Source organism: Parendozoicomonas callyspongiae (assembly GCF_023502345.1).
Taxonomy (GTDB): Bacteria; Pseudomonadota; Gammaproteobacteria; order Pseudomonadales; family Endozoicomonadaceae; genus Sansalvadorimonas; species Sansalvadorimonas callyspongiae.
In genome coordinates, this window is the sequence record NZ_JAMFLX010000023.1 from 71,463 (window position 1) to 82,525 (window position 11,063).

Here is an 11,063-nt window from a genome sequence, read left to right on the forward strand (position 1 = left end):
ATAAACATCCATAAGCGAAGAAATAAAAGATTTGCTGTGCATGGAACAATAAAGTATTTCCATGATTATGAGGAGGTAGGCTTGGAACAATCACTTTCCCGTCGGGTTCAGGCAGTAAAGCCGTCACCGACACTGGCCGTTTCAACACGGGCTGCAGAGTTAAAGGCATCAGGGAAAGATATTATTGGTCTGGGGGTTGGTGAGCCGGACTTTGATACGCCGGAGCATATAAAACAGGCTGGCATAGAAGCCATTCAGGCCGGTAAAACCAAATACACAGCAGTGGATGGAACGCCATCACTCAAGAAAGCTGTGATTGATAAATTTCAGCGGGATAACGGTTTAACCTATCAGCCTAACCAGATATTGGTTTCTGCTGGTGGAAAGCACAGCTTCTTCAATATGGCTCTGGCGTTGTTGAATCCTGGTGATGAGGTGATTATTCCCGCACCTTACTGGGTTTCGTATCCTGATATGGTTAGAATCGCTGAAGGTGTACCGGTTATTGTTTCCGGTGGTGCTGGTCAGAATTTTAAAATTACCGCCGAGCAGCTCCGTAAAGCCATTACTCCCAAGACCCGTCTTGTAGTTTTAAACAGCCCTTCTAACCCTACCGGAATGACTTACTCAGCGGAGGAGTTGAAATCTCTGGCTGAAGTGCTTCTGGAGCATCCTGATATTCTGGTAGCCACAGATGATATGTATGAGCATATCGTCTGGGGTGATAAGCCTTTTGTGAATATCGTGACTGTCTGCCCTGAATTGTATGACCGTGCCATCGTCATGAACGGTGTATCCAAAGCCTACTCCATGACAGGCTGGCGGATTGGTTATATTGGCGGGCCTGAGTGGCTGGTCAAGAATATGAAAAAGATCCAGTCGCAAAGCACCTCCAATCCGTGCTCCATTGCACAGGCTGCTGCAGAAGCAGCGCTGAATGGTGACCACCAATGCGTGAAAGATATGGTGAAAGAATTTAAGAGTCGCCATGACCATGTCTTTAAGCGTTTGAGTGCTTTACCAGATGTTAAAGTGCTGCCGGCAGATGGAACTTTCTATAGCTTCCCTGACTTCAGTGAAGTTATGAAAAAGCGTGGCTTTGAAAAGGATGTTGATCTGGCTGAGGCGCTTCTTGAAGCGGGTGTTGCGCTTGTACCGGGATCGGCATTTGGTGCTCCTGGACATATGCGTCTTTCCTTTGCCGCAAGTCTTGAGGTTCTGGATAAAGCAATTGATCGTCTGGAAGCCTTTCTGGCTGAATAGTTTCTGATTTTTATAAAGCCATCGAAAGCTGGCTTTATAATTATTTAAGTCTGGGCGGTTGACCGACTGCCTCCTGATCAGTAAACTGCGCGTCATCTGATGACGTTCCCCGATAGCTCAGTTGGTAGAGCAAATGACTGTTAATCATTGGGTCACTGGTTCGAGTCCAGTTCGGGGAGCCAAATTTAAAAAGGCCGCTCATAATTGAGCGGCCTTTTTGCATCTGCAAGAAATATTATTTCGTTGTCATTATGGTGCGGTTAGCTTTGATTATCTGTTCGCCGACACCTCTAACCTGAGTTATATCATCGACTGATTTAAAATTGCCGTGCTCCTTGCGGTAATCAACAATTCTTTTGGCGGTTTTTTCCCCGACATATTTCAGGTTATTATCCAGCATTTCTGCATCCGCAGTATTGATATTAACTTTCTCGCTACTCTCGTTAGCCCATGTTGGTGTGATTGCAAGAGATGCGGCAAATAAAGTGGCGGTAAGAATTTTCTTAAGCATTAACAAACTCCTTTTACAGCCTTAATAAATCTGAGCATAAACACTCACTCTCAGTTCTAGTAGAGGGCTGAAGGGCTCGCAAGCTGGCGTCAGATAAACGGCTATCTAAGAAATCTGGGATGTGCGGGAAATCCATATGGGGTGAAATGCAGGCGGGGCTTGCGTTTTTCCTGCTAGAACGGTAACTTACGCCGCGTTCCGTAGACGGTTAGCTCAGTTGGTTAGAGCGCCACGTTGACATCGTGGAGGTCGCTAGTTCGAATCTAGTACCGTCTACCAGAATTTATAGTCGGTTAGCTCAGTTGGTTAGAGCGCTACGTTGACATCGTAGAGGTCGCTAGTTCGAATCTAGTACCGACTACCAGATATTGCAGACGGTTAGCTCAGTTGGTTAGAGCGCCACGTTGACATCGTGGAGGTCGCTAGTTCGAATCTAGTACCGTCTACCAGATATTAAAAACCCGCTTCAATGAAGCGGGTTTTTTTATGCCTGTTAGTTCTTACTGCTAGATTGTCGCCGTCTGGGCTTTTAAATGTCTCGCGAGATGTTTGGCTGGTGGTAATAGAGCGCTTTTCATCTCGGGATATGCCTCGTTTTTCATATCTCGACGGTTTAAAAGAGGTTTTGGTTATATTTGTAGGGAATTTGGAGCGGATAACTACACTTGATATTAGATGTACGGTCGAAAGGAGTAGCTATGACCGAGCAAGAGAGGCAGAGGGTTTTGGACGGAATCGAGGCTCTTTATCCGGCAGATTCCCCCACAGTCAGAACGGCATTTATAGGCCAGATCCTATTGCACCATGCGCTGGAAAACACCTATTACAATTGGCGTGATCTCCCTCCTGCTATTCTGGCTCGTTACCTTGCGATCTGTGAAGACTATGAGAGAAAAACTGCAGAAGCCGGACATAACCAGAACCCATTCGATTCCCTTCCTGGGTATTTGAAGCACTGATCGAAACCATGATCTCATCTTCTTCTTAGTAGATGAGATCATTCCATTTCACATGACTTGTATATTCTTGGATGGTGGCGTTAAACTGCCTGTCAGATCTATCAAGGCATGAGTTTTATATATTGTCAGCCTCCGCAAGATTATTACCTGATGGTGTGAAGATTGAGTGCGAAGATTCATCTGTGAGTCTGAGGCTCAATTCAGAAGGGTATTGGTGTTCAGCTCGCTTCGATGGTGAGTTCTATCGGCGTTGCCTGGACGGGGAGGTTATTGCGAGTGTATCGGGTGAATCAATTCCGGAAATGGCTTGCCAGGAAATTTGTGAAAGGGTTAGAACCTTTTGCATTGATTCTCAGGGAGCTGATTTTTGTTTAAAAGGTTCTACTGCTGACAGTGTAGAGAAAGCTTCCAGACTCTCTTTTGAACACTATAAGAATCAATCCCGTCTGTATCAAAAAGTTTATCCTGAATCCGTTCCTGTTTTGCCACCTGATCGTTATCGTGATCTGGTTGTTCCTCTTACCACTGGCTGTCCAAATGGGAAATGCACGTTTTGTGCGTTTTATCGTGATAAGCCATTTCGGGTTCTAAGCGATGATGAACTGCAGCAGCGGCTGAGTGATATTTTATCTCTCGTTCCTTCTGGTGTAGCTGGACGTCAAGGTATTTTCCTGGGTTCGGCGAATGCCTTGGCTATACCGGTCTCTCGTCTGGTGTCCTTATTGAATGTTATCGATAAACGTCTGGGTAAATCTGAGAAGGGCGTTGCCTGCTTTGGTGATGCAGACTTCATGGGACGACGCACCAGTCAGGATTGGAAGCAATTGTATGCATCCGGGTTAAGCCAGGTTGTTATCGGTCTGGAATCAGGGTACGCCGATTTAAGAAGTCGTCTGGGGAAAAGTGCAAATCTGGAGAAGACCCGCCAGCTGGTTTCAGAGTTAAAGAACACAGGCATCAGAGTCGGGCTGACAGTGCTGACAGGGGTCTGTGATAAGGAGTCTCTCAATGAACACTTTCTTGCTACCCAGGCTTTTCTGCAATCTCTGAACCTGGATGCAGAAGATAAAACGTATATCTCTCCATGGTTTTCTGATGGTGACCAGCCCTCGCTCCGGGCTTTTGAAGAGGCTGAAGAGTTGAAAGCGCTCTTAAAGACCACCATTCATGCCCGTGTTACCTTATATTCATCACATAATTTCCATTATTTTTCTTAAGGTTGTGTGCTTTGTTCTCCATTGAAATCGACGCCAATCAGCCTGTCCAGGGTTTTTATAGTGAACTGAATCAGCTTGCTGGTGGTCTGTTATCCAGTGAGGCTGATCCAATTGCCGGTATGGCTAACCTGTCCAGCTTCCTGTATCAGGTTATGCAAGATATTAACTGGGCTGGTTTTTACATTGTTCGGGATGGGCAGCTGGTGCTTGGGCCTTTCCATGGTAAACCCGCCTGCACCCGGATTCCTCTGGGTAAAGGTGTGTGTGGTACAGCTGCTGGTGACAATCGTATTGTCAGGGTGGCAGATGTGGGGGAATTTCCCGGCCATATTGCCTGTGATGCTGCCAGTCGCAGTGAAATTGTGCTGCCAGTTACATATGCAGGCCAGGTTGTTGCTGTTCTGGATATCGATAGCCCTATTGCCTGCAGGTTCTCCGAGGAGGATGAAGGTGGGCTGGCAGCACTGGTGAAGCTGGTTGAAGAGCATCTGGATCTGGCCAGGCTTTAATTTGCCAGTTTAATTTGCCAGTTTAATTTGCCAGGCAGAGTGGTGGCTTGTAGCTTTAGTAGGGATATACAGGCTCGTGCAACGCTCATTGATCGAAACAACTATAGAGATAATGTGAACTGACTATGGATATTAAATTACCCTTGGCTCTCGTTCTTGGGGCTGTTGTTGGAAGTGGGGCTACTTTTCTGCTGAGTGGAAAACCTGCTGAAAACGTGACAAGTGATGCTGTTTTATCCATGGGTGGTGTGAATTATGCCCTGGAGGATCTGCCGCCTGCTGTCTCACGCGCTGTCTTCGATATTGATAATGAAGCCTGGCAAAGAAAAGTGCAGGTTATTACCGGGGCGGCAGGAGAGATGTTTGTAAAAGCAGAAGTTGACTCCAGTGGTCGGGATCGTCAGGCCGTTGTGACCGAGTTGTTAGATTTGCGCGAGCCTGCGGAAGAGGACATTACTTCCTTTTATGAAAGTAACAAGGATCGAATTCCTGCGCCGCTGGATCAGGTGCGTGATCAAATCCGTAATTACCTGATGGGTCAGGGAATGCAGGCCGGGCGGGATGCTTTGACAGAAAGATTGCGTCAGGAAAAAGGCATGAAGATCCTGCTTGCCAAACCTGAGGCTCCCTTGAATGTGATTGACACCCAGGGCTTCCCGGTAAAGGGGAATCCCCAGGCTAAAACGACACTGGTCAAATTTGCTGATTACCAGTGCCCGCACTGTTATGTAGCAGCGGAAACGCTGGATGAGCTGATGGAGCAGGTCGGGGACAAGGTGAAAATGGTTTACATGGATTTCCCCATTAACAGTTCCGGTATCTCCCGTGAAGTTGCCCTTGGCGCAGTCTGTGCTGATGAGCAGGGCAAATTCTGGGAATATAATAAGGCCGCCTTTATTCAGCACAGGAGCTTGAATGAAGATTCCAGGCTTAATCTGGCCAAGGAGCTAGGTCTGAATATGGAGACTTTTGAAAGCTGTCTCGCATCAGATCGCCCGGAAAAGAAAGTTGCCCGCGCTGAAGATGAAGCTGAGCGGCTGGGTCTGACAGGTACGCCTTCATTCTTTGTCAATGGCAAGGTTTTGCAGCCAGAAAACCTCGAAGATGGTTTAGTTGAAGCTGTTCGTGAGGCGATTGGTCTTAACTGATCCTTTTTGTTATGCAATGTCCACTGCTGATCTGTTTTCGGGGTGGGCATTCTCCCTGCAGGGCGCAAAGCCCAACGCGGGCTGTTTTATTGACCACAGCATGAAATCCCCACTCCTGTCATAGCGTTTCAGGCTTTGTAGTATTTTGCTAACACTGTCGTTCGGAATTATAAAGAAAAATCGTACTCCTATTAGTTGATGTATCCATGCCGTTTTCCTGAATTGGTCAGAGAAGATTGTGCATATTAACTCACTGGAGGAATATAAAAGTGTACCCAAATAACCCTAACCCTAACCCTAACCCTAACCCAAATAACTCACAGTACCAACAGTACCAACAGTACCAACAGTACCAACAGTACCAACAGTACCAACAAACCCCAAATACAGGGAATGTACCTGTTTCTGGTTCTGGTTTTCCGCCGACCGGTTCCGGGCAGTCTCATCAATATGCTGGCCCTCACGGGCAATATCAAGGTCAGGCTGGCTCCTTTCAGGTGACTCCGTGTCAGCCAAATATTTCAGGAGGCTTTATACCCCGGGAATCTTATCAGCCTCAGCCACAGGGTCACCATCACCATCAATATCAATATTATCAGCCCGTTAATCCTCCTAAGTATGTCGGGATAGAGGGAATTGCTCCAGGCCAGGGCGGTGAAAGTGCTGAAAGCGATGGAGTATCAGATGTATGTAGCTCTTTAAGCGAGAGTGTTGGTAGTCCATGTCCGACTCCCTCTCCATATCCGAAAGACAAAGACAATGCCTCAGAGAGTCCCATAGCTTCTGCCCCGACACCAAAGACGGCAGGAGTGGGCCAAGGTAGCGCGCCTTACTCATTATATCTAGGCCAGCATGCAATGGATCAGTATCCATCAGTGATGCCCCAGGCACCTCAACCATATGCTGGTTATGCTGGAATGCAAGGAATGCCAAGAATGCCTCATATGCCAGGAATGCCTCATATGCCAGGAATGCCTCATATGCCAGGAATGCCTCATATGCCAGGAATGCCTTTTCTGTATGGACCTTCTGCGTATCAGACACCAGGAATGGGGCAACCTGCTTTGGATTTTTCAGATGTTATGTCGGATACGACGGCTTCAATTAAAAAGCAAAAGTTTCAAAAAGCGCTAGCAAATGCTGGAAACAAAATTCTGAAGAGTAGGCCAAGCGCACAGGATATAATCAAACTGTGCCGGTCCAACATGTATAGCCTTCTCAGCGGTCTGAAGTGCAAAATTAATAATGACAATGTTTTTATCAGGGAGGACCTGAAAACACTCAAACCCACAGACAAAACAATTGCTTCTCGTGTGAGAGCCCTGCAGAATTTACATAAGGTGGTAACGAGCCACTACAAAGACGATAATCAAGCTGCTGAAGTTGTTGCGTTGATTCTTCTGGTACAGGACAGCATTTGTCAACAAGAGAATAAACCCAACTCGAATAGCGCTGTTTTTGGGGCTGTAGTGCGTGAGCTTGATAAAGCAGGGGGGTTGTGGACAGGCACAGAAAGGCATCAGACTCAACGGATGGCTATTGATCGCATGAAAGAACTGGGCCTGGGCCTGAACCTGAGTGCTATGAAAAATATACAGATTTTGAATGAGGTTATTGCAAACAATCCTGTGGCTTTTAATAAGGTGGAAGTGGAGAATTGGGCAGAGGCATTGGATAGCTTTGCCAATGACGTCGTTGGAACAGCTGAACGAAATGGGCAAATTGCACCGGGATCTGGAGCGCAATTCAAAGGGTATATTCAATCCATCCTGGGTCACTTGGGAGGCAACCTGGGAAACGCGTTGATGACCCTTCAATCATCAATTCAAGCGCCATTTTCTCAACAGTCTTTGGCCTATAAGTTAATCAAAGCCATTGTATCATCTGGCAGCCACAACCTGGACGAATTTTTAGTGGAACTCAATGCAAAAGAAAATATCACTGAGGATGAAAAAATGGTACTGCAAACACTATTAAACCAGAGTGAAGTAGAGTCAGATACCAGACAGGCTTTGATAGCTCTAGTGAAAGGTTTGGAAGGTATTGAACGCGATGTCTGCATGGATGTGCTTATTGGAGAGTTGGATATTATTTCGTGATATGAATGCTTGAGTATCTGTGTAATTGGAAAGGGTGGCTTTTGCAATGAAAGTCGCTCTTTTTTTTGCCATGAAAACAGGCCTCGCATTTTTCTGTTTCGGAATATGAAACCTGTTATCAGTGCTGGCGGTGTTGTTCTGAACATATCCTTTCAACCCCACTCTAAATAGGTAAATCAACGCAATAAATTTTCTGCTAACAGGAAATTAAAAAAACAGAATAACTTGAGAGATCAATAAAAATGGACCGATACTGGAATACGCCCTCACCTCAAAGCCCGGCTGCGCATCCTCCTGCGGGAGGGCAGCCGCCACAGCCAACGGTACCAGAAGCTGGAGTAGGCTATTGGCACCAACAACATGTGAGTTTGCCTCCAGGCCAGCCACCGCAATTTATGCCTGGACCATACCCCTCGCATGGTTACGGTGCGGTGCGCCCACCAAGCGCTGGAACGGGTATGGGGTTTGGAGGACAACCCGGTCTCCAGCCGCTTTTGGGTGAACGTGAGGCGTACAATTATCCCCCGTCTCAGTACATACCGCAGCCGCAGCCACAGCAGCCATATTATGGTGACTATGGTTATTCGCCTTATTCTCAGGGGGGAGGCAATTTTGCGCACCCATCCATGGTGACGATGCCGCCAGCGCCTTCACATAGGCTGGATTTTGCGGCTATTCGGGTGGATATGGGCACAATGCTTAAAAAACAGAAGCTGCAAGAGGCTCTGATCAGTGCCGGACGGAAGCGTCTTGCACTTAAGGGCAAGTGTCTGGTTCAACTCTGCATGGCCAATGTCTACGGGCTTGTTTCCAGTCTTAAGGGCAAAGATGGTGAAAATGTTATTGATGAGCAAGGCTTGGCGCAGCTGAGACCAGCCAGTAATAAAGTAGTAGATCGGGTAAAAAGCCTGAAAGCTTTGGAAGATGTTCTGAAGACAAAATTCCATAGCCAGGATCAGAGTGCTGAAGTTTTCATGCTGCTTGTTCTGGGACAGATGCTGATTCTGGGGGATAAACAGAAATGTAACCCTAATCAAATGCTTCTCAATGATCTTCTAAAAGACTTGCAGTCCGCAAATTTTAGTCTGGATGCAACCACCCCTGAAGGGATGGGAAACCAGAAATTAGTGCTTGAGCGCATGGTTGAACTGGATCTTCATCTAAGCCCTGCAGCAGCAGAATATATTCCGATCCTGGACATCGCTCTGAGAAATAATCTGGTGATATTTAATGTTGATGTGGATGACTATGACGGGGCACTGGAGCGCTTCGCCAGCGATGTTGTTGCGACATATGAGCCAGTAGCCTACAGGGAATATTACAAGCAGCAGTTTAAGTTCGAAATGCAACGCCTGGTTGCAAATGCAAACTCGCCAAAGCTGAGTGATATGCTGATGGCAGTACGGCAACTTCAGGCTCAGGGTCACTACGGTGAGAATCTGGTGTATACATGCATCAAGGCCGTTATATCAGCGCCGGCAGCAAACCTGAGTGACCTATTTGAGGGGCAGGGTTTTGAGATAAATGCGGATGACCTGAAAGAGCTAGGTCAATTGCTGAACAATACAGAAACAGAAACAGAAACCAGGAAGGCGCTGGGGGCGTTCATAAATCAATTGAAAGATACAGAGCGTCAAGTCTGCCTGGAGGTTTTAATCCAGGAAATGGGCTTTGTACCTGAGAGTGAGAGTAAGAGTGAGAACAAGCAGGAAGAACATACATCCTCAAGTATGCCTTTCCAGGGGAGACCCGAAAAGAACGTGCTGGAAAGTCCCCCGGTCGTCACTCCGACAATAGAATGCCCTCCAAATACAGAATTAAGCGTTTTTCTCGCATTTATGGGCAAAATCAAAACGGCTTATTCATCGCGTGGTTCTATAAAAGCGTTTATTGAGGGGTTGGTATCAGAGAGTCTGGTAAGCGAGGACTTGGGTGACAGATGTCTTGCGCTAAGCTTCGCAAATACGCCTTCAAATGAAGACCGGGCGGGGATGCTGCTGTCTTATATAAAGCGAAAGCTAACCAAAAAGACTGACCCAGATGGCAAAAGCTTTGATTTATTTATGGATATCCTGAAAAAGGAAGCAGCATGGAGTGCTACCTACAAAAACATGCAAGCGCAGCGAGAGAAAGGAGTGTCAGCAGAACAGATCATTAAAAAAAATCAGACGGTTTTGATTTCAATGTTTAGCAGTAATCTCAATACCGTTGTCACCGGTTGTAAAGAAAGACAACTGTTAACAATAGAAGAACAGAGAACACTAACCAATCCTCAAGGTTCTAGTTATGATTTTATTCGGGATGAATCGCTTTTGGAGCTTGAAAGCATGTTAGAAGAATCACCGGATCAACTTTTTAAGATAATGGAAGTCATGATCAACAGCGGGGTATCGCATCACGAAAGATTGGCTGGAGATATTAAAAAAGAAGTGGAAAAGTTAACGCAGGTTTAAAACCTGTCAATGATCATCGAAAAAACAAAATGAAATAAAACAACCTATTGAAAAGGAGACGTACAAATGAATACCGAAATAACGAGTACAAAAACGGTTGGTGGTGCTAATTTACCTGGGGCCAGAAGTCAACCTGGGGGCAGCCAACCTGGAGCCGGCCCAGCAAAATTTGCAGGGAGAGACATCACGAAGGAGGAAATAACAAGTGATATGGCGCTCCATGTTATGGATCAGGCACAGTCAGAATTGAGTAAGGCGCTCGAAAGTGTCGGTGTCTTAGGTACATGTTGTTTGCAACTTTATTCCAGAGAACTTATAACTGATGCCGTCTATGATATGGAACAGAGCTTTGTACCTAAGGCTCAAAGGCTAGATAGGCTAGTCAGGGTTCTGGAGAGAAACATCAAAAGGCACGAACAAGATAACCCAGGTGAGGGTGTAGAGTACTGTAAAAAAGTCGCACATTGTGTGACCGATACTGCAAATCGACATATCAAGGAAATGATAATGGCTGCAGCTTATTCCCCTGATGGAGTCTGCGCGGCATTCAAAAAAATGATGCCAAAATTGAAAGGAGCGTTGGGTTCTGTTGATGATTTCCCTTCTAAATTATCGTCTCGTTTTTTGATTACCTTCAAAGAATACAGTTTTGCTACCTCGGAAACTCAATCAGCTGATACAAAACTATTCGCTGTTTGGGAATCCGTTCATGAGATGCTTGAAAATTCACCTGAAAAAATAATGGACCTAAGAGAGGCGCTGGAGAAAAGCCTTGATACCGGGTACAACCGAGAAAAAATTGAGGATATTTTCACTTATCAAGGCGGAAGGGTTGTGGTACCGCCGAAACCTGGGCGTTAAATGCAACGCTTTTGTGGTTTTGATTCAAGAGTTGCTGCTGATT

General features: G+C 46.2%; 10 protein-coding genes and 4 tRNA genes. 12 read left to right on the forward strand and 2 right to left on the reverse strand.

Annotated features, from left to right (window positions below):
• Nucleotides 1–81 precede the first annotated feature (81 nt).
• A complete protein-coding gene (locus M3P05_RS15560; protein ID WP_249700901.1) occupies nucleotides 82–1,263 on the forward strand; it encodes a pyridoxal phosphate-dependent aminotransferase in 1,182 nt (393 codons plus the stop codon).
• Nucleotides 1,264–1,369: 106 nt separating this feature from the next.
• Nucleotides 1,370–1,445 (forward strand) — tRNA-Asn (locus M3P05_RS15565).
• Between the two features lie 53 nt (nucleotides 1,446–1,498).
• Here M3P05_RS15565 and M3P05_RS15570 read toward each other — a convergent pair.
• Nucleotides 1,499–1,774 carry a ComEA family DNA-binding protein gene (locus M3P05_RS15570; RefSeq protein WP_249700902.1) on the reverse strand — a complete coding sequence of 92 codons (276 nt, stop codon included), beginning with the start codon at nucleotides 1,772–1,774 and terminating at the stop codon, nucleotides 1,499–1,501.
• 202 nt (nucleotides 1,775–1,976) lie between these two features.
• Here M3P05_RS15570 and M3P05_RS15575 point away from each other — a divergent pair.
• The 7 genes from M3P05_RS15575 (at nucleotide 1,977) to M3P05_RS15605 (ending at nucleotide 5,607) form a co-directional block, all read left to right on the forward strand.
• Nucleotides 1,977–2,053 (forward strand) — tRNA-Val (locus M3P05_RS15575).
• Nucleotides 2,054–2,061: 8 nt separating this feature from the next.
• Nucleotides 2,062–2,138 (forward strand) — tRNA-Val (locus M3P05_RS15580).
• An 8-nt stretch (nucleotides 2,139–2,146) separates the two neighbouring features.
• Nucleotides 2,147–2,223 (forward strand) — tRNA-Val (locus M3P05_RS15585).
• Between the two features lie 249 nt (nucleotides 2,224–2,472).
• The gene (locus M3P05_RS15590; protein ID WP_249700904.1) at nucleotides 2,473–2,733 is read left to right on the forward strand and encodes a hypothetical protein; all 261 of its coding nucleotides are present in this window, start codon (nucleotides 2,473–2,475) and stop codon (nucleotides 2,731–2,733) included.
• Nucleotides 2,734–2,855: 122 nt separating this feature from the next.
• Nucleotides 2,856–3,950 carry a radical SAM protein gene (locus M3P05_RS15595; RefSeq protein WP_249700906.1) on the forward strand — a complete coding sequence of 365 codons (1,095 nt, stop codon included), beginning with the start codon at nucleotides 2,856–2,858 and terminating at the stop codon, nucleotides 3,948–3,950.
• Nucleotides 3,951–3,961: 11 nt separating this feature from the next.
• A complete protein-coding gene (locus tag M3P05_RS15600) occupies nucleotides 3,962–4,459 on the forward strand; it encodes a GAF domain-containing protein (protein ID WP_283777831.1) in 498 nt (165 codons plus the stop codon).
• Nucleotides 4,460–4,584: 125 nt separating this feature from the next.
• The gene (locus M3P05_RS15605; protein ID WP_249700908.1) at nucleotides 4,585–5,607 is read left to right on the forward strand and encodes a DsbA family protein; all 1,023 of its coding nucleotides are present in this window, start codon (nucleotides 4,585–4,587) and stop codon (nucleotides 5,605–5,607) included.
• A 303-nt stretch (nucleotides 5,608–5,910) separates the two neighbouring features.
• Here M3P05_RS15605 and M3P05_RS15610 read toward each other — a convergent pair whose 3' ends face one another.
• Nucleotides 5,911–6,123, reverse strand: a complete 213-nt coding sequence (locus tag M3P05_RS15610) for a hypothetical protein (RefSeq protein WP_249700910.1) — start codon at nucleotides 6,121–6,123, stop codon at nucleotides 5,911–5,913.
• Nucleotides 6,124–6,464: 341 nt separating this feature from the next.
• Between M3P05_RS15610 and M3P05_RS15615 the strand changes: the two genes are divergently transcribed.
• The 3 genes from M3P05_RS15615 (at nucleotide 6,465) to M3P05_RS15625 (ending at nucleotide 11,020) form a co-directional block, all read left to right on the forward strand.
• The gene (locus tag M3P05_RS15615; RefSeq protein WP_249700912.1) at nucleotides 6,465–7,706 is read left to right on the forward strand and encodes a hypothetical protein; all 1,242 of its coding nucleotides are present in this window, start codon (nucleotides 6,465–6,467) and stop codon (nucleotides 7,704–7,706) included.
• Nucleotides 7,707–8,068: 362 nt separating this feature from the next.
• A complete protein-coding gene (locus M3P05_RS15620; RefSeq protein ID WP_249700915.1) occupies nucleotides 8,069–10,159 on the forward strand; it encodes a hypothetical protein in 2,091 nt (696 codons plus the stop codon).
• A 66-nt stretch (nucleotides 10,160–10,225) separates the two neighbouring features.
• Nucleotides 10,226–11,020, forward strand: a complete 795-nt coding sequence (locus M3P05_RS15625; protein ID WP_249700917.1) for a hypothetical protein — start codon at nucleotides 10,226–10,228, stop codon at nucleotides 11,018–11,020.
• Nucleotides 11,021–11,063 lie beyond the last annotated feature (43 nt).